This is a genomic window from Actinomarinicola tropica (assembly GCF_009650215.1).
Lineage (GTDB): Bacteria > Actinomycetota > Acidimicrobiia > Acidimicrobiales > SKKL01 > Actinomarinicola > Actinomarinicola tropica.
In genome coordinates this window covers 1,469,365-1,487,825 of the sequence record NZ_CP045851.1, presented here as the reverse complement: position 1 = coordinate 1,487,825, position 18,461 = coordinate 1,469,365, and the positions used below count along the sequence as shown (strand labels likewise).

Genomic DNA, 18,461 nt, shown 5'->3' with positions numbered 1-18,461 from the left:
GATGCAACATCGTTGTATCAGATCGCGAACACCCAGGCCAGCACTTCCGTTGGCGGGGAACGACAAGGGCCGACGCTCCGGTGGCCCGGTTCACGTCGGCCCTGGTCAGAGCGCCTATCTCGCTGATGTCGCTACCGTCAGCTTCCGCACATTCGCGGTTGCATCTGATGCAACATCCAAGGGTTTCAGCTGCAGCCGCTGGTGTTGCCGCAGCTCGGGCAGGCGTGGCACGAGCCGGCCCGCTGCATCTGGACGCCGCACTGCATGCACATCGGGGCGTCGCTGGCCCGCTGGGCGCTGCCGGACTCCCGCTGCATCTGGGCGGCGAGCTCGGCGGCGGACGGGATCGACTTGGGGTCGGGCTGGACGTCGGAACCGGTGCTCGTCTCCACCGTCGACTCCTCGACACCGGGGAGCGTCGGCTGGGTGCGCTCCTCGATGGTGAAGATGCCGAGCTCGGCGCGCTCCTCGAGCGACAGGTACTCGATGGCGAGCTTGCGGAACAGGTAGTCCATCAGGCTCGACGCGATCCGGATGTCCGGGTCGTCGGTCATGCCCGCCGGCTCGAACCGCATGCCGGTGAACGCCTCGACGAAGGCCCGCAGCGGCACGCCGTACTGGAGACCGTGGGACAGCGAGATGGCGAAGGCATCCATGATGCCGGCGAGGGTCGAGCCCTGCTTCGACACCCGGACGAAGATCTCGCCGGGCCGCCCGTCGGCGTACTCGCCGACGGTGACGAAGCCCTTGCAGTCGGCGACGCGGAACTCGAAGGTCTTCGAGGTGCGGGTCCGGGGCAGCTTCTCCCGGACGGGGACCTCGACGATCTTCTCCACGACCTTCTCGACCACCTGGGTGCCGGGAGCGGTCGCCGCGGCGGGGGCGGCCTCGTCGGCGTCCTTGGTCACGCTCGACAGCGGCTGGGAGTTCTTGCAGTTGTCGCGGTAGATGGCGACGGCCTTCACGCCGAGCTTCCAGGCCTCGATGTGGAGCTGCTCGACGTCCTCGACCGAGGCCTCCTCCGGCATGTTCACCGTCTTGGAGATGGCGCCGGAGATGAAGGGCTGGACAGCACCCATCATCCGCACGTGACCCATGTAGTGGATGACGTTGTCGCCCATCGAGCAGGCGAACACCGGGATGTGGTCGGCCTTCAGGTGCGGGGCCCCGAGGATCGTCTTGTTCTCCTCGAGGTGGGCGAGGATGTCGGCCTGCTCCTCGGCGGTGTAGCCGAGGTTGCGCAGGGCCCGGGGCACCGTCTGGTTGATGATCGACATCGTGCCGCCGCCGACCAGCTTCTTCATCTTGAACAGGCTGAGGTCGGGCTCGACGCCGGTGGTGTCGCAGTCCATCATCAGGCCGATGGTGCCGGTCGGGGCGAGCACCGAGGCCTGGGAGTTGCGCACCCCGTGCACCTCGGCGACCTCACACGCGTCGTCCCACGCCTGCTGGGCGGCGGACAGCAGCTCGGCGGGCACGAGCTCCTCGTCGATGCTGGCGTTGGCCTCGCGGTGCGTGTTGAGCACCCCGAGCATCGGCTCGCGGTTGTCGGCGTAGCCGGCGAAGGGCCCCATGCGGGCGGCGGTGCGAGCGGACGTGGCGTAGGCGTGGCCGGTCATCAGCGAGGTGAGCGCCGCGGCCCAGGCCCGGCCCGAGTCGGTGTCGTAGCCGTGGCCGAGCGCCATGAGCAGGGCGCCGAGGTTGGCGTAGCCGATGCCGAGCTGGCGGAAGATGCGGCTGTTCTCGCCGATGGCCTCGGTCGGGTAGTCGGCCCGGCCGACGAGGATCTCCTGGGCGGTGAAGACGACCTCGACCGCGGCCTTGAAGCCCTCGACGTCGAACGGCTCGTTCTCCGGCTTGAACTTGAGGAGGTTGAGGCTCGCGAGGTTGCACGCCGAGTTGTCGATGTGCATGTACTCCGAGCAGGGGTTCGACCCGTTGATGCGGTCGGTGTTGGCCGCGGTGTGCCAGCGGTTGATCGTGGTGTCGAACTGCATGCCGGGGTCGGCGCACTCCCAGGCGGCCTGGGAGATCTGGCGCATGAGGTCCCGGGCGCGGACCGTCTTCACGATCGAGCCGTCGGTGACCGCCCGGAGGTGCCAGTCGCGGTCCTCGACCACGGCCTGCATGAACTCGTCGGTGACCCGGACCGAGTTGTTGGCGTTCTGGTACTGGACCGAGGCCATGTCGGCGCCGTCGAGGCTCATGTCGAAGCCGGCCTCGGCGAGGACGCGGATCTTGCGCTCCTCACGGGCCTTCACCCAGATGAACTCCTCGACGTCGGGGTGCGACGCGTCGAGGATGACCATCTTGGCGGCGCGGCGGGTCTTGCCGCCGGACTTGATGGTGCCGGCGGACGCGTCGGCTCCCCGCATGAAGCTCACCGGACCCGAGGCGGTGCCCCCGCCCTTCAGGTACTCCTTCGAGGAGCGGATCTTCGAAAGGTTGATGCCGGCACCCGAGCCGCCCTTGAAGATCGTGCCCTCCTCGACGTACCAGTTGAGGATCGAGTCCATGGTGTCGTCGACGGAGAGGATGAAGCAGGCGCTGGCCTGCTGGGGCACGCCCTCGACGCCGATGTTGAACCACACCGGCGAGTTGAACGCCGCCTTCTGGTGGATGACGAGGTGCTTCAGCTCGGCCCGGAACGTCTCGGCCTCGGCGTCGTCGACGAAGTAGCCGCCCTCGATGCCCCACTGGGTGATCGTGTCGACGACCCGGTCGGCGACCTGCTTGAGGGAGCTCTCACGCTCCGGCGTGCCCGGGGTGCCCCGGAAGTACTTCTGGGTGACGATGTTGGTGGCGTTGATCGACCAGGTGGTGGGGAACTCGACCCCGAGCTGCTCGAAGGCGACCGACCCGTCCCGGAAGTTGGTGATGCGACTGTCGCGCCGTTCCCACTCGACCTCGTCGTAGGGGTGCACGCCCTCGGTGGTGAAGTAGCGGCGGATGCCGATTCCGGTCTGCTCCGGGGCCAGGGCCATGCGTTGCGCTCCTCGGGACGTAGAGGCCGCCGTGTCGAACGGCGGCCGCTTCAGCGATGTGCCCGCCCCAGCGGCGGACACCAGATGTGGTGTGTTCCCCCCACTCCCGCGGGCGATGCCCACAAGATGTGGGGATGATTACACCACCGTAATTCCATCGGTGTCAATGGCTCCGGACGGGTCGTGGGGTCGATCCGGGACGAATGGGCCGAACGGCCCAGGCGGACGGGGGTGCGCCGACCGGAGGGCGGGGCACCGCGTCCGGACCCCTCCCCCCGACCGTCGCCGTGGCAGGACCGGAGGCGGTGGGATGGACAGGTCCGAACCGGCGACCTCGCACCCCGTCGGGTGCGCGGTCGTCCGCCCCAAGGCATCGTCCAACCCGCCAGCGAGGTCGTGACGCGCACCACTGTGCCGTCCATCCCACCGCCACCGGCGTCTGGTGGACACAGTACGGAAGGTGGCCTGTGGAAGGTAAGGGGGAACATCCTGTGAATTGCCGGTGGACGACGAGCGGGTTCTCCACAGCCATCCACAGGATGTCCCCCGGATCACGGGCCTCAGGCCTGGCGGGTGGCCTCGACGTCGATGTCGACGGTGATCTTCTTGCCGACGAGGACGCCACCGGTCTCGAGCGCCTGGTTCCAGGTGAGGCCGAACTCCTCGCGGTCGAGCTCGACCTTGGTGGAGAAGCCGATCCGCTCGTTGCCCCACGGGTCCTTGCCGATGCCCTCGAGCTCGACCTCGAGCGTCAGCGGCTTGGTCGTGCCCCGCACGGTCAGCTCGCCCTCCACCTCGAAGGAGGTGCCCCCGGTGTGGCGCACCCCGCTGCTGCGGAAGGTGATCGACGGGTAGGTCTCGACGTCGAAGAAGTCGGCGCTCTTCAGGTGGGTGTCACGACCCTCGTCACGGGTCGTGATGCTGGACACGTCGATCGCGACCTCGACGCTCGACGCCAGCGGGTCCTCGGCCACGACGATCGTTCCCGAGTAGCTCTCGAAGGTGCCCCGCACCTTCGAGACCATCATGTGCCGGGCGACGAACTGCACGGTGGAGTGGGAGGGGTCGATCTCGAAGGTGCCAGGCGTCGGGATGGTGACGCCCTCGAACTCACGGGTGGGGATGACGGTCTCGTTGGTGCTCATCGTGGGGTCTCCTCGGTGGTGCGGTCGTGTAGTTCAGTATTGAACCAGTCATCTCTACCAACCACGGACGCCCCCCATGCATTCCCGGGTGCGGCATCGCCGCCGCGACCACCGCGGTCGGCTATCACCGGGACGATGCACGACCACACGGCGCACCTCGTCCCGGAGGCCGAGCGACGGGTCGCTCGGCGGCTCGTCTACGGCGTCGCCGGGGTCGGGATCCTCGCCCTGGTGGGCCTGCTCGTCCTCTGGCCGCGCGGGCCGGCCCCCGATCCCGGGTTCTCCACCGAGGGGCTCCGCTACCCCACCGCAGTGATCCAAGCGATCGAGCCGGGCAGCTGCGACACCGTGGAGGCCGTCGCCCCCGTGGAGTGCGACCTCGTCACGATCAGGATCGCGAGCGGCGAGGCGGAGGGCGACGTCGCCACGATGCAGGTCTCGGCCCGGGACACCCACATCCCCGAGCTGGAGGTGGGCGACCGCCTGATCGTGCAGCACAACCCGATGGCACCCGACGAGTGGGCGTACACCTACTGGGAGCACGAGCGAGCGCTCCCGCTCGTCGCCCTCGCCGCGCTCTTCGTCGTGGCGGTCCTCGCGCTCGGGAGGTGGCAGGGAGCCCGCGCCCTCGCAGGGCTCGGACTCAGCGTCGGCATCGTCCTCGCCTTCCTCCTCCCCGCCCTCATCAGGGGACGCCCCGCCCTCGCGGTCGCGCTGGTGGCCGCCACGCTGATCGCGTTCGTGGCGCTGTACCTCGCGCACGGCGTCACCCTCGAGACGACCGTGGCGCTGATCGGCACCCTCGGGAGCCTCCTCCTCATCACGCTGCTGGCGGTCACCTTCGTGCACCTCGCCCACCTGACCGGGCTGTCCGGCGACGACGCCCAGCTGCTCCGGGTCTCGGCCGAGGCCCTCGACCCGGCCGGGGTGCTGCTCGCCGGGATCATCATCGGCGCGCTCGGGGTCCTCGACGACGTGACGGTCACCCAGGTGGCGGCGGTGGCCGAGATCCGCGCCGCCAACCCGGCCCTCGGTGCGGCCGAGCTGTACCGGCGCGCGCTGCGGGTCGGACGGGACCACATCGCCGCCACGGTGAACACCCTCGTGCTCGCCTACGTGGGCGCGTCGCTCTCCACGCTCCTCTTCTTCGCGCGCTCCACCCGGCCCGCCACCCAGATCCTCGGCCAGGAGGTCGTGGCCATCGAGGTCGTCCGCACGCTGGTCGGGAGCATCGGGCTCGTGGCGGCGGTGCCGCTGACGACCGCGCTCGCCGCCGTCATCGCGGGTCGTCGGCGGAGCGAGGGGGACGCGGCGGCCGCCCCCTCGACGCCCGACGGCCGGCCCTCGTGGGAGGACTTCGCCCCGGAGGCCTGAGCCCGCCCGGCGAGGCGACGCCCGGCCTCGGTAGCCTCGGCGCCATGCAGCGACTGGTGCCCACCGACGGCACACCGCCGGACCTGGGCCTCGACGCCGCCGCGATCGACCCGCTCATCGCCGCCGAGGCCCGCCCTGGCACCACCGAGCAGCCGTGGGTCGTGGTCAACATGGTCACCTCGGTCGACGGGGCGACCTACGTCGACGGCGTCTCCGGCCCCCTCGGCGGGGACGGCGACTTCGCCGTCTTCGTCGCCCTGCGAGCCGTCGCCGACGTCGTCCTCGCGGGGTCGGCCACCGTGACCGCCGAGCGGTACCGGCCCCCGATGGGCGATGCAGCCCGCCGTGCTCGCCGCACCGAGCGGGGCCAGGCCCCGCTCCCCCGACTCGCCGTCGTGTCCAACCGCGGCGACATCGCCCTCGACCTGCCCATGTTCACCGACGCCGGCCCCGACCGACGTCCGGTGGTCCTCGTCGCCGACGCCGCGACGGAGGCGCGCCGCACCGAGATCGAGCAGGTCGCCGACGTCCTCGTCGCCGGCGAAGAGCGCGTGGACGTCCGCACGGCCGTGTCGCTCCTCGGGTCGGAGCTCGGCGCACGGATCGTCCTCTGCGAGGGCGGCGCGACCCTGAACGGGCTGCTGCTCGCCGCCGACCTCGTCGACGAGTGGTGCACGACGTCCGCCCCTCTCCTCGTCGCCGGCGACGCCGCCCGATCCGCCGTCGGGTCGCCGACACCCGAGCCACGCCGACTGCGGCTCGCCCGCGTCCTCGAGCACGACGGCGAGCTGATGCTCCGGTACGTGCGCGACCGCGATCCACGCAACGGAGGCCAGCAGCGCGCCTAGCGTGCCGCCATGCTCGAGCGCGTCGACGTCCCGCCGGAGGAGATCGAGGAGGCCGAGGCGGTGAACGCCGCGATCGAGAGCTCCTCGCTGCCGCACCGCCCACGCACACGGTGCCACCCGAGGAGACCCGGCGGGCCCGAGCCGAGGGCCGCAGCTGGGCCGGGCCCCTCGTCCGCTCCGAACGAGCGGTTGACCGCACGATCGAGACGCCGTCGGGCCCGCTCACCCTGCGGACCATCACACCCGAGGAGCCTCGGGGCGTGTACCTCCACCTCCACGGCGGCGGCTGGGTCCTCGGCGCCGCCGACCAGCAGGACGCCCTGCTGGAGGCCGTCGCGGACCACGCCGGCCTGGCCGTCGTCAGCGTCGACTACCGGCTCGCACCCGAGCACCCGTACCCCGCAGGACCCGACGACTGCGCCGCCGCGGCCCGCTGGCTCATCGATGCCGCGCCCGGCGAGTGGGGCACCGACCGCCTCCTCATCGGCGGTGAGTCCGCCGGCGCGCACCTGGCGGCGAGCACGCTGCTACGCCTGCGCGACGAGGGCACGGTGGGGCGGTTCGCCGCGGCGAACCTCGTGTTCGGCGCCTATGACCTCTCGGGAACCCCGAGCCAGCGGAACTGGGGCGAGCGCAACCTGATCCTCTCGGGCCCGATCATGCAGTGGTTCTACGAGACCTTCGTGCCCGGCAGATCGGCCGAGGAGAGGCGACGGCCGGAGATCTCGCCGCTGTTCGCCGACCTCCGCGGCCTGCCGCCCGCGCTCTTCACCGTCGGCGAGATGGATCCCCTCGTCGACGACTCGGCGTTCATGGCGAGCCGCTGGCGACTGGCCGGGAACGACGTCGAGACCGGGCTCTACCCGGCGGGCATCCACGGGTTCACCGCGTTCCCCATCGCCCTCGCCCGACGGTGCCTGGACCAGCAGCTCGACTTCCTGCGGCGCCACGCCGCGACCTGAGCCGCGAGGCGGTCAGCGGCGCTTGGGCTCGGTGCTCTTGGTGAGCACCGCGACCTCGCGCTCGAAGTCGGCGGGATCGTCGAAGCCCTTGTAGACGCTGGCGAAGCGCAGGTACGCGACCTGATCGAGCTCCCGCAGGCGCTCGAGCACGGCCAGGCCGACGTCCTCGCTCGACACCTCGGGTCCCCGCAACCGCAGTGACTCCTCCACCTCGGTCGCGAGGGCCTGGAGCTGCTCGTCGGTGATCGGGCGGTACTTGGCGGCGGCGTGGACCCCGCCGGCCACCTTGCCGGGGTCGAAGGGCACGCGGTCGCCCGAGCGCTTGACGACCACCAGAGGAAGCTCCTCGAGCCGCTCGAAGGTGGTGTAGCGGCGGCTGCACGCCAGGCACTGCCGGCGACGACGGATCGAACCACCGTCATCGGATTGGCGGGAGTCCACGACCTTGTCGTCGAGTCCTCCGCAGGCAGGGCACCTCACGGCGGGGACGCTACCCGCCAGCTCCCTGGTGCCGCATGTCGGAACCACCGGGGCGGCGACCCCCGGGGAGCTCAGTCGGCGACGACGACGGCGGGGCCGTCGGCGGTGGCGGGCACGCCCCGCTGGGCGTCGAGCACCCGGCCGACCGCTGCGGTGCCCACGGCGGCGAGGAGCACGGCGACGATCGCGACCACCACCAGCGCGGCGCGCACGGCCGGCGCAGCGGGCTGCCCACCTGCGGCGGGCCGGGAGGCGACCCCCGCGGGCACGCGGGCCGTGGGGTACGGATCGGCGAGGTAGGGGGCGGGGGCGTGGTGGGCGTCGGTGACGATGGCGACCATGGGGGCATCTTCTCCGGGGGGTGTGACAGCGAGCGGCGGGCGGCGCCCGCCGGTGTCCACCGGCGGTGTGCACCGACCTGGTAGAACGACCGTTCGACGAACGTCTGTTCGTAGACAAGCACGAACGTGCGTTCGCCGTCAAGGCGCAGATCGAACAGGTGTTTGCCACCGGCAGCGTCCGGTGGTACCTTCCCAAACAGGTGTTCGATCCGCTCCACCACCGGCCTCGTCCGGCCCCGTGCCCGGGCCTCCTCGAAGGGGAACAACCGTGACCGACACGCTCACCGACCGACAGCGCCAGGTGCTGGAGACGATCGAGGCGCACATGCGCGACAGGGGGTATCCCCCGTCGGTCCGCGAGATCGGCGAGGCCGTGGGCCTGGCGTCGCCCTCCACGGTGCACTCCCACCTCGCCACGCTCCAGAAGCTCGGCTACCTGCGGCGCGACCCCACCAAGCCCCGCGCCATCGAGGTCCGGTGGGACGCGGCCTCGGGCCCGAACGTCGAACGCCGCTCGGCGCGCCACGTCCCGCTCGTCGGCGACGTCGCCGCCGGCACCGACGTGCTGGCCCAGGAGAACATCGAGGAGGTCGTGCCCGTCCCGACCGACCTCTGCGGCGAGGGCGAGCTGTTCATGCTGCGGGTCCGGGGCGACTCGATGATCGACGCCGGCATCCTCGACGGCGACTTCGTCGTCGCCCGGGTGCAGAGCACCGCCGACCAGGGCGACATCGTCATCGCCGGCATCCCCGGCGAAGAGGCCACGGTGAAGACCTGGACCACCCGCGACGGCAAGGTCGTGCTGCTGCCGGCCAACCCCTCCCTCGAGCCGATGGAGTTCGACGCCACCGACGTCCACGTCTTCGGACGGGTCGTCACGGTGATGCGCAGGCTCTGAGCTCGCACGGTGCGGGGGGCGCCTATGGCCGTGGGCACCCCTCGCACCGTCGCCCCGCCCCCGTCACCGTGGCCGCGGTAGCGTGCCGGCGTGACCGACCGACCGAGCGGGTGGGGCGCCGGGGACGAGCCGACGATCGCCGTGCCCGCCACAGGTGACGGAGATCCGCCGACCACGGTCATGCCGCCCGTCGCCGCAGGGGACGACGAGCCGCCACGCCGCGGACCGGGGTGGATCCTGCCGGTCCTCCTGGTGCTCCTCGTGCTCGTCGCCGGTGCGCTGGCCTGGGTGCTCCTGGCGGACGACGGCGACGACGACCCTGAGCCGACCACGACGACCAGCTCCCCGGTCGAGGGCTCCACCACGACGGCGGTCGACGACACGACGACCTCCTCCGCCCCCACCACCACGGCACCCTCGACCACGACGACGACCGCACCGGCCACGACGACCACGGCCACGACGCCGCTCGCCGTCACGTCGATCGAGGCGTCCGAGTTCACGTGCCCCGGGAGCCTGACCCTCTCGTGGACCACCCAGGGAGCGGTCTCGGTCGAGGTCGCCATCGACACGCCCGGCGGGGTCTACGACACGGGTCCTCCCGAGGGCTCCATGGAGGTCCCGGCGCCGTGCGGTGGCGACGCCCAGACCTACTACGTGACCGCGCTGGCCACGAACGGCGACCGCAGTACCCAGGAGCTCACGCTCGAGTCGCCGTGAGTCCCGCTCAGCCCAGGGCGGCGAACGCGGCGCGGTAGCGCGCGGCGTCTCTCGGCTCGCCGAGACCGGCGGACTCGAAGCGATCGACCACCAGGCCGTCGGCGTCGACGAGGATCGTGACCCGGTTGGCGCAGCCGAGCGCCTCGTTGAACACGCCGTAGGCGCGCGCCACCTCGCCGTGGGGCCAGAAGTCCGAGAGCAGCGGGTACGGGACGCCGATCTCCTCCGCCCAGCGACCGAGCGCCGGGCGCGGATCGCAGCTGATGGCCAGCACCTGCACGCCCGCGGCGTCGAAGTCCGCGTGGTCGTCACGCAGGTGGCAGAGCTCGCCCTCGCAGACGCCGGTGAACGCGAACGGGAAGAACACCAGCGCCACGGCCGAGCGGCCGCGGAACGACGACAGCGTGACCGCGTCGCCGGCGTGGTCCTTGAGCTCGAAGTCCGGGGCGTCCTGGCCGGTCTCGACGGTCATCGTGTCCCTCCGCATCGGTGCCGCTCGGAGCTTACGGTTCCTCCCGGCCACGCGGACCGGCGTGCACGAGGGGCCCGTCCAGGTGTGCGACGCTGCGGGGCGATGTCCACTGCACCCCGCTCCGACGAGGCGACCACCCCACCCACCATCGGGATGGTCGGTGGCGGTCAGCTCGCCCGCATGTCCCACCAGGCGGCCATCGCGCTCGGCGTCCACCTGCGCGTCCTCGCCGCCTCGGTCGACGACGCCGCGGCCCTCGTCAGCCCGGCCAAAGCCCTCGGCGATCCGGGCGACCCCGAGGACCTCCGCCGCTTCGCGGACGGCGTCGACGTGGTCACCTTCGACCACGAGCTGGTCGACCTCGACGCCCTCGCGGCCATCGAGCGCGACGGCCTGGCTGCGACCCGCCCGTCGGCCGAGGCGCTGCGCTTCGCCACCGACAAGGCCCACCAGCGACGCCGCTTCGCCGCGGCGGGCCTCCCCCTCCCCCGCCACCGCACCACCACCGACGTCGACGAGGCCCGCCGAGCAGCCGGTGAGCTCGGCTGGCCGGTCGTCGTGAAGACCGCACGCGGCGGCTACGACGGGCGGGGCGTGTGGGTGCTCGCCGACGAGGCGCAGCTCGACGAGCTGCTGCACGACCTCACCACCGACGCAGGTCTGGCCGAGGTCATCGTCGAGGAGGCCGTGTCGATCGTCCGCGAGATGGCGGTCGTGGTCGTGCGGTCGCCCGACGGCACCGAGCGCAGCTACCCCGTGACCGAGACGGTCCAGGTCGACGGCATCTGCCGGGAGACGATCACCCCGGCGCGCGTCCCCGAGGACGTGGCAGCGGAGGCCCGACGCATCGCCGAGCAGGCCGCCGAGGTCGCCGGCGCCGTCGGGCTCATCGCCGTCGAGCTCTTCCACGACGGTGAGGCGGTGACCATCAACGAGGTCGCGACCCGCCCGCACAACTCGGGGCACTGGTCGATCGAGGGGGCGGTGACCTCGCAGTTCGAGAACCACCTGCGTGCCGTGGCCGGGCTACCGCTCGGCGACACCCAGCAGCTCGCGCCGGTGGTGGTCTCCGCGAACGTCCTCGGCCACGCCGACGGGCGCGATCCGGTGCAGCACCTCGCCGGCGCCCTCGCGGTGCCCGGCGCGCACGTCCACCTCTACGGGAAGGGCCCACGGCCCGGCCGTAAGCTCGGCCACGTGACCGTCCTCGCCGACTCGCTCGACGACGCGCGCCAGCGCGCCCGATCCGCCGTCGCCGCCCTCGGCGACCCCGTGCCGGAGGTCGACTGATGCGCGTCGCCGTGGTGATGGGCAGCGATTCCGACTACCCGACGATGCAAGGTGCCGTCGAGGCGCTCCGTGAGTTCGACGTGGCGCACGAGGTCCGTGTGGTGTCCGCCCACCGGACGCCCGACGCCATGATCGCGTTCGGCCACGAGGCCGCCGGCCGCGGCGTCGAGGTGATCATCGCCGGCGCGGGCGGCGCCGCCCACCTCCCGGGGATGCTCGCATCGGTCACGCCGTTGCCCGTCATCGGGGTGCCGGTGCCCCTCGCCCACCTCGACGGCATGGACTCGCTGCTGTCGATCGTGCAGATGCCCGCCGGCGTCCCTGTCGCCACCGTGTCGATCGGCGGCGCCCGCAACGCCGGCCTCCTCGCCGTCCGCATCCTGGCCGCCTCCGACCCCGCCCTGCGCGAGCGGATGGTGCAGTTCCAGGCCGACCTCGCCGACACCGCCCGCGCCAAGGACCACACGCTCCAGCAGCGCCTGGCCGACGGCGGCTGAACCTCCCACCCATCCCCGACCCCGACCCAGGACGACCATGAAGATCAACGACCTGTTCTCGATCGACGGCAAGACCGCGCTGGTCACCGGCGGTTCCCGCGGCATCGGCGAGATGATCGCCGCCGGGTTCCTCGCCAACGGCGCCACCGTCTACATCAGCTCCCGCAAGGCCGAGCAGTGCGACGCGACGGCGGCGCGGCTGTCGGAGCAGTACGACGCCGAGTGCATCTCGCTGCCGTCGGACCTGTCGAACCTCGAGGGCATCGACTCCCTCGTCGGCCGGCTGAAGGAGCGCACCGACAGCCTCGACATCCTCGTGAACAACGCCGGCGCGTCGTGGGGCGCACCGCTCGACGAGTTCCCCGAGGTCGGCTGGGACAAGGTGATGGACACCAACGTCAAGGGCGTCTTCTTCCTCACCCAGCGGGTGCTCCCGCTCCTCGAGGTGAACGCCACCGCCGAGGACCCCTCCCGTGTCATCAACATCGGCTCGGTCGACGGCATCCAGACACCGGGCTTCGACACGTTCTCCTACGGCGCGTCGAAGGCCGCCGTGCACCACCTCACCCGCCAGATGGCCGCCCACCTCGTGCGCCGCAACATCATCGCCAACGCCATCGCCCCCGGGCCGTTCCCCACGTGGATGCTGTCGACCGGCGTCGGTGGCGGCGGGGACGTCGAGGGCACCGACTGGGACGCCGTCGGCCAGGGCAACCCGCGCGGTCGCGTCGGCTCCGCCGAGGACATCGCCGGGCTGTCGATCTTCCTCGCGTCCCGGGCCGGTGCCTACACGGTCGGCGAGACGATCACCTGCGACGGCGGCGGCATCATCGGCGGCGGACTGATGCGCCGGGGCGGCTGAGCCTCAGGCCACCGTCAGCAGATCGCGGAGAGCGGCGGCGACCACCTCGAGGTCCCGCCGCTCCACGCGCTCGTCGGGCGCGTGGGCCAGCGACGGGTCACCCGGTGCGAAGTTGGCCGCCGGGATGCCCGCCGCCGAGAAGCGGGCCACGTCGGTCCAGCCCAGCTTGGCGCGCACCTCGAGGCCGTGGCGCTCGATGAGCCGCTGCACCAGCGGATGGCCGGTGGCGGGCGCCGCCGCGGGTGCGGCGTCGACGACCTCGACGGTGTCGCCGTCGACGAGCAGGTCGGCGAGCACCTCGCGGACGTGGGCCTCCGCCTCCTCGATCGTGCGGTCGGGGGCGAAGCGGTGGTTGATCGTGACCGTGGCCCGATCCGGCACCACGTTGCCCGCCACACCACCCTCGATGGCGACGGCCTGGAGCCCCTCGTGGAACCGGCACCCGTCGAGGACCGGCTGCCGCGGCTCGTAGAGCTCGAGCGCGGCGAGCACCCGGCCGACGCGGTGGATCGCGTTGACGCCCTTCCAGGCGCGCGCCGTGTGGGCGCGCTGGCCGACCAGGGTGACGACGAACCGCATCGTGCCCTGGCACCCGGCCTCGATCGCCGCCGAGGTCGGCTCGCCGAGCAGCGCCACGTCACCGACGAGCAGGTCGGGCCGCAGCTCGAACAGCTCGGCGAGGCCGTTGTGCGCCGCCGCGACCTCCTCCCGGGCGTAGAAGACGTAGGTGACGTCGACGACCGGTTCGTCCACCGTTCGGGCCAGCTCGAGCATGACGGCGAGGCCGCTCTTCATGTCGCAGGCGCCGAGGCCCCACAAGACGTCGCCGTCGATGCGAGCCGTGGCGTTCCCGTTGGCCGGGACGGTGTCGGTGTGGCCGGCGAGGATCACCCGGACGCCACGCCCGAGCTGGGTGCGGGCCACGAGGTTGTCGCCCACCCGCTCGACGTCGAGCCACGGGACCGACCGCAGCTCACCCTCGAGCATCTCGACGAACGCCTGCTCCTCGAACGACGGGGACGGGAGGTCGATCAGCTCGGCGGTGAGCCGCAGGAGGTCGGTCACGAGCGCCTAGACCGAGACGCCGTGCTCGCGCAGCACCGAGTTCAGCGCCGCCTTGTCGTGGCGCTCGCCCTCCTCGAAGCGCTTGATGATGAGGGCGCACGGCAGCCCGAACGTGCCCCCGTCGAACTCGCGGGGACGCGTGGCGTTGATGACGAGACACCAGGGCGGCACGACGCCGCGGGAGACCTCGAGACCCGTGTGGGCGTCGATGACCGGGATGGACGGGTTGAGCACGACCCCGGCGCCGAGCATCGCGCCACGGCCCACGCGCGCCCCCTCGGTGACCATGCACCGACTGCCGATGAACGCCTCGTCGTCGACGATGACGGGCTCGGCCTGGGGCGGCTCGAGGACGCCGCCGATGCCCACGCCGCCGGAGAGGTGGACGTTGGCGCCGATCTGCGCGCACGACCCGACCGTGGCCCAGGTGTCGACCATCGAACCGGCGCCGACGCGTGCGCCGATGTTGACGTAGCTCGGCATCATGACGACGCCGTTGTCGAGGAACGAGCCCCACCGGGCCGAAGCCCCCGGGACGACGCGGACGCCGGCGGCCTCGTAGCCCGACTTGAGCGGGATCTTGTCGGCGAACTCGAAGGGTCCGAGCTCGATCGTGTCCATCTTCGAGATCTTGAAGAGCAGCAGGATGGCGTGCTTCAACCACTGGTGGACGCGGACGTCGCCCATCGTCGTGCCGTCGGGCACGACCTCGGCGATCCGGGCCTCTCCGGAGTCGAGCAGCGCCACGGCCTCCCGGACGGTGGCCCCGACCTCGGGGTCGTCCACGTCGAGGGTGTCCCGGGTCTCCCACAGCTCGTCGATGCGCGCTCGCAGATCAGCCATGCGGGTGAGGCTAGTGCTCAGGTGGTACGACTTCGGTCGTGAGCTCCCCGACGTTCCGCCGTGCCGACCTCACCGCCGCCCCGTCGCCCGAGGCCGTGCTGCAGCACCTGCCGCCGGGCACGCAGGTGATCATGCCGCTCGCCAACGGCGAGCCCCGCACGGTCGTCGACGCCATCGTCGACGGGGCGGACCAGCTGCGCGACGTGCGCATCCACCAGATGCACGCCATGCACGACCGGCCCTACCTGCACGGCGCCCACCCCGGTCGGCTCGGGTACGTCGCCTACTTCCTCTCGCACGTGTCGCGCCCCGGCTTCCACGCCGGTCACATCGACCTCGTGCCCTGCAACTTCTCGGAGGTGCCGATGCTGCTGCGGCGCCTCCAGGGCCCGAAGCTCGTGATCGCCGCGGCGTCCCCGCCCGATCGTCACGGGTACTTCTCGCTCGGGGTCAGCGCCGACTACGTCAGCGGCTTCATCGGGCAGGTCCCGTTCTTCATCGAGGCCAACCCGGCCATGCCCCGCACCTTCGGCCGCAACTCGGTCCACGTGACCCAGACCGTCGGCTGGGTCGAGGCCGACTACCCGCTGGTCGAGGTGGAGCCGGCGGCGCCGAACGAGACCGACGAGCGCATCGCGGACCTCATCGCCGAGCGCATCCCCGACGGCACCACGCTCCAGGTCGGGATCGGGTCGATCCCGAACGCCGTCCTCGCCCGCCTCACCGACCACCGGGACCTCGGGCTCCACACCGAGCTGCTCTCCGACGGCGTCATCGACCTCGTCCTGTCGGGCGTGCTCACGGGCACCCGCAAGCGTCGTCGCCCGGGCAAGCACGTGACGACCTTCGCGCTCGGCACCCGGGCCCTCTACGACTTCCTGCACGAGAACCCGGCCGTGGAGCTGCTGCCGGTCGACTACGTGAACGATCCCCGTGTGATCGCGACCGAACCAAACTTCGTCTCCATCAACGCCACGACCGAGGTCGACTTCCTCGGTCAGTGCGCGTCGGAGACCATCGGCGGTCGCTACTGGTCCGGCTCCGGCGGGCAGGCCGACTTCGCCCGTGGTGCCCTCTACGCCGACAACGGGCAGGGCTTCGTCGTGCTCCGCTCGACGACGAGCGACGGCTCCTTCTCCCGGATCCGCCCCCAGCTCACCAACGGCTCGGTCGTCACGACGATGAAGAACACCGTCGACAAGGTGGTCACCGAGTTCGGCGTGGCCGAGCTGCGCGGCCGGTCGATCCGAGAGCGCACCCGGGCGCTCATCCGCATCGCCCACCCGGACTTCCGGGACGAGCTCGAGAGAGACGCCAAGGAGCTCGGCTACATCTGAGTCCCGCCCACGATGCGTGGCAGCCGCGGCCGGTCACGCATCACCTCGACGACCCCGCCGGCGTCGAGGAGGTCGTCGATCACCGACGCCGGTTCGGGGCGGGCCAGCAGGTAGCCCTGGGCGCGGTCGGCGCCGAGCGCCGCGAGGGCCTCGAGCTGCTCGTGGGTCTCGACGCCCTCGGCGATCGTCGACATCGACATGCCGTGGGCCATGCCGATGATCGCCTGCACGATCTTGCGGTCGCGCGAGGCGCTGGCGACGTTGCCGACGAACGAGCTGTCGATCTTCACGACCGACAACGGGAACGACTTCAGCGACTTCAGCGACGACCACCCGGTGCCGAAGTCGTCGAGCGCCAGCCGCACCCCCATCGCCGCCAAGCCCGCCAGCGACTCGGTGGCGGTGCCGCCCTCGTCGACGAACGCCGTCTCGGTCACCTCGATGCCGACCAGGTGCACCGGGACGCCCGCCGCGTCGATCGCCTGGCGGACCCGGTCGACGACCGCCGGATCGTCGAGCTCGCGGCGCGACAGGTTGACCCAGACGATCGGGGCCGCCGGCCCGTGGACGTCGTGCCAGTGGGCCGCCTGCTCGAGCGCCCGGCGCAGCATGAGGTCGCCCACCTCGATGATGAGGTTGCTGCGCTCCGCCTCGGCGATGAACTCGCCGGCCGCGACCAGCCCACGCTCCGGGTGGTCCCAGCGGATGAGGGCCTCGGCGCCGATCATCCGACCGGTTCGCACGTCGACCTCCGGCTGGTACACGGCGAGGAGGCGGTCCTCGCTGAGGGCTCGGCGGAGATCGCCCTCGGCCCGCACCCGGTCGACCGCCTGGACGTGGTGCGACGGCGAGTACACCTCGACGCCGGAGGTGCGGGCCTTCGCCGCGGACATCGCCAGGTGGGCGTTGCGGAGGAGGTCGTCGGCGGTGCTGGACGGCTCGGCGACGGCCAGGCCCACCCCGAGGCTCACGAAGAACTCGTAGCCGTCGAGCGACACCAGCCCTTCGATCGTGGAGCGGAGGCGGGCCCCGAGCTGCTGGGCGCTCGTGAGCCCGGCCGGGCAGAACAGGGCGAACTCGTCGCCGCCGACGCGCGCCGCGACCATCCCGGGCTCGACCAGGGCCTGCAGCCGCTCGGCGACGCGGCACAGCACGTGGTCGCCGGCGTCGTGACCGGCAGCCTCGTTGATGTCGGCGAAGCGGTCGAGGTCGAACATCGCCAGGATCGCCGGAGGCTCCAGGTGCGGCCCGACCGACACGGCAGCGTCGACCGCCTCGATGAACGACCGCCGCACGGGCAGACCCGTCAGCTGGTCGAACGACCGCTGGTGGTGCACCAGCTCCTCGAGCTCCTGGCGGTGCGTCAGGTCAGTCGCGATGCCGTCGACCTGGGTGATCGTGCCGTCCGCGGCGACGACGGCGGTGCCCTTGAGGCGCAGGGTGCGCGTGCCGCCTGCGGCCGATCGCAACCGGATCTCGGTCTCGGCCCACCCCTTCTCGACGACGTCGCCGAGCGTGGCACGCAGGCGCTCGCGGTCCTCGGGCACGACGAGGTCGACGAACTCCGCGAGCGACATGAGCAGCTCGTCGGTCGGGCGACCGAGCAGCTCGGCGGCGACCTCGTTGAGGTAGGTGATGCGTCGCTCCTGCATGTCGACGGAGAACGCCATCTCCTGCATCGAGGCGAGGATGCCGGCCAGGCGCCGCTCGCTCGCCCGCAGCGCCTCGGCGGCGAGGCGCTGCTCGGTGACGTCGCGACCCACGGCCAGCCGGGCGCGCCGTCCCTCGACGTCGATGGCGTGCGAGGTGATCTCCACCCACCGGTGCGCACCGTCCTTCAGGACCTGGAGCAGCACCTGCGGTTCCCCGATCAGGCCCGACGTCCGGGCGATCCGCTCGACGGCCGGACGCTCCGACTCCAGGGTGAGATCGGGCACCCGCATGCGCAGCAGATCGGCGCGGCTGTAGCCGGTCGCGGCGACGAAGGTGTCGTTGACCTCGACGAGCTCGAGCGTGTCGGCGTCGTAGACCCACATGGCCTCGGGGCTCGACCGGAACAGCCGGGCGTCGATCGCCGCCTGGTGGGCGAGGCGGTCGGCCAACCCGATGACCGTGCGGTTGTTGCGGAGGACCAGCCAGTAGAGGAAGACCGAGACCACCGAGACGAAGGCCAGGCCCTTCAGGGCGTCGGTACGGCCGTCGAAGCGGATCCCCACCACCCGGTCGAGGACCAGGTCGGAGAACAGGATCCAGCCGGCAGCCGCGGCGGCGAAGGCGATCGCCGTGCGCATCGCGAGCTGCTCGGGCCGGCCCATCCGCACCCTCCCCTTCACGGAGCCTGTC

The 18,461-nt window shown here is 71.8% G+C and carries 17 protein-coding genes; 9 read left to right on the top strand and 8 right to left on the bottom strand.

Translation table 11 applies throughout. From position 1 onward, the window contains the following. Positions 1-185 precede the first annotated feature (185 nt). Positions 186-3,038, bottom strand: a complete 2,853-nt coding sequence (locus GH723_RS07350) for a vitamin B12-dependent ribonucleotide reductase (RefSeq protein ID WP_456049069.1) — start codon at positions 3,036-3,038, stop codon at positions 186-188. A 506-nt stretch (positions 3,039-3,544) separates the two neighbouring features. After that, the gene (locus GH723_RS07345; RefSeq protein ID WP_153759045.1) at positions 3,545-4,129 is read right to left on the bottom strand and encodes a YceI family protein; all 585 of its coding nucleotides are present in this window, start codon (positions 4,127-4,129) and stop codon (positions 3,545-3,547) included. Between the two features lie 135 nt (positions 4,130-4,264). Here GH723_RS07345 and GH723_RS07340 point away from each other — a divergent pair, with 135 nt between their 5' ends. From GH723_RS07340 to GH723_RS07330, 3 genes are all read left to right on the top strand, one after another. Then, positions 4,265-5,503 (top strand): YibE/F family protein, encoded by a 1,239-nt coding sequence (locus tag GH723_RS07340; protein ID WP_153759044.1) that lies wholly within the window; start codon positions 4,265-4,267, stop codon positions 5,501-5,503. 44 nt (positions 5,504-5,547) lie between these two features. Beyond that, a complete protein-coding gene (locus GH723_RS07335) occupies positions 5,548-6,351 on the top strand; it encodes a dihydrofolate reductase family protein (RefSeq protein WP_153759043.1) in 804 nt (267 codons plus the stop codon). Between the two features lie 260 nt (positions 6,352-6,611). Then, positions 6,612-7,313 (top strand): alpha/beta hydrolase, encoded by a 702-nt coding sequence (locus GH723_RS07330; protein ID WP_229023153.1) that lies wholly within the window; start codon positions 6,612-6,614, stop codon positions 7,311-7,313. Between the two features lie 12 nt (positions 7,314-7,325). Here GH723_RS07330 and nrdR read toward each other — a convergent pair whose 3' ends face one another. After that, entirely contained in the window at positions 7,326-7,793 is a 468-nt protein-coding gene (nrdR, locus tag GH723_RS07325; RefSeq protein WP_153759042.1) for a transcriptional regulator NrdR, read from the bottom strand. A 71-nt stretch (positions 7,794-7,864) separates the two neighbouring features. Beyond that, a complete protein-coding gene (locus tag GH723_RS07320) occupies positions 7,865-8,134 on the bottom strand; it encodes a hypothetical protein (protein WP_153759041.1) in 270 nt (89 codons plus the stop codon). Between the two features lie 268 nt (positions 8,135-8,402). Between GH723_RS07320 and lexA the strand changes: the two genes are divergently transcribed. Further along, the gene (gene lexA, locus GH723_RS07315) at positions 8,403-9,032 is read left to right on the top strand and encodes a transcriptional repressor LexA (RefSeq protein WP_229023152.1); all 630 of its coding nucleotides are present in this window, start codon (positions 8,403-8,405) and stop codon (positions 9,030-9,032) included. A gap of 90 nt (positions 9,033-9,122) precedes the next feature. Further along, the gene (locus tag GH723_RS07310; RefSeq protein ID WP_153759040.1) at positions 9,123-9,752 is read left to right on the top strand and encodes a hypothetical protein; all 630 of its coding nucleotides are present in this window, start codon (positions 9,123-9,125) and stop codon (positions 9,750-9,752) included. Between the two features lie 7 nt (positions 9,753-9,759). Here GH723_RS07310 and GH723_RS07305 read toward each other — a convergent pair whose 3' ends face one another. Next, positions 9,760-10,224, bottom strand: coding sequence for a peroxiredoxin (locus tag GH723_RS07305; RefSeq protein ID WP_153759039.1), 465 nt, complete (start codon positions 10,222-10,224; stop codon positions 9,760-9,762). Between the two features lie 102 nt (positions 10,225-10,326). Here GH723_RS07305 and GH723_RS07300 point away from each other — a divergent pair, with 102 nt between their 5' ends. The 3 genes from GH723_RS07300 to GH723_RS07290 are packed head-to-tail and all read left to right on the top strand — an operon-like array spanning position 10,327 to position 12,873. Continuing rightward, positions 10,327-11,514, top strand: coding sequence for a 5-(carboxyamino)imidazole ribonucleotide synthase (locus GH723_RS07300; protein ID WP_153759038.1), 1,188 nt, complete (start codon positions 10,327-10,329; stop codon positions 11,512-11,514). Then, entirely contained in the window at positions 11,514-12,011 is a 498-nt protein-coding gene (gene purE / locus GH723_RS07295; protein ID WP_153759037.1) for a 5-(carboxyamino)imidazole ribonucleotide mutase, read from the top strand. The genes GH723_RS07300 and purE overlap by 1 nt, the downstream gene beginning before the upstream one ends. A gap of 37 nt (positions 12,012-12,048) precedes the next feature. Further along, a complete protein-coding gene (locus GH723_RS07290; protein WP_153759036.1) occupies positions 12,049-12,873 on the top strand; it encodes an SDR family oxidoreductase in 825 nt (274 codons plus the stop codon). 3 nt (positions 12,874-12,876) lie between these two features. On the opposite strand, the gene dapE is transcribed toward GH723_RS07290, so the two are convergent. Further along, positions 12,877-13,938 carry a succinyl-diaminopimelate desuccinylase gene (gene dapE, locus GH723_RS07285; RefSeq protein WP_195210585.1) on the bottom strand — a complete coding sequence of 354 codons (1,062 nt, stop codon included), beginning with the start codon at positions 13,936-13,938 and terminating at the stop codon, positions 12,877-12,879. Between the two features lie 6 nt (positions 13,939-13,944). Further along, positions 13,945-14,781, bottom strand: coding sequence for a 2,3,4,5-tetrahydropyridine-2,6-dicarboxylate N-succinyltransferase (locus tag GH723_RS07280; protein WP_229023151.1), 837 nt, complete (start codon positions 14,779-14,781; stop codon positions 13,945-13,947). Between the two features lie 38 nt (positions 14,782-14,819). On the opposite strand from GH723_RS07280, the gene GH723_RS07275 reads away from it, so the two are divergent. Beyond that, positions 14,820-16,118 carry an acetyl-CoA hydrolase/transferase family protein gene (locus GH723_RS07275; RefSeq protein ID WP_229023150.1) on the top strand — a complete coding sequence of 433 codons (1,299 nt, stop codon included), beginning with the start codon at positions 14,820-14,822 and terminating at the stop codon, positions 16,116-16,118. On the opposite strand, the gene GH723_RS07270 is transcribed toward GH723_RS07275, so the two are convergent. Continuing rightward, positions 16,109-18,451, bottom strand: a complete 2,343-nt coding sequence (locus GH723_RS07270) for a putative bifunctional diguanylate cyclase/phosphodiesterase (protein WP_153759034.1) — start codon at positions 18,449-18,451, stop codon at positions 16,109-16,111. The two genes, GH723_RS07275 and GH723_RS07270, sit on opposite strands and share 10 nt — an antisense overlap. Between the last annotated feature and the right edge of the window lie 10 nt (positions 18,452-18,461).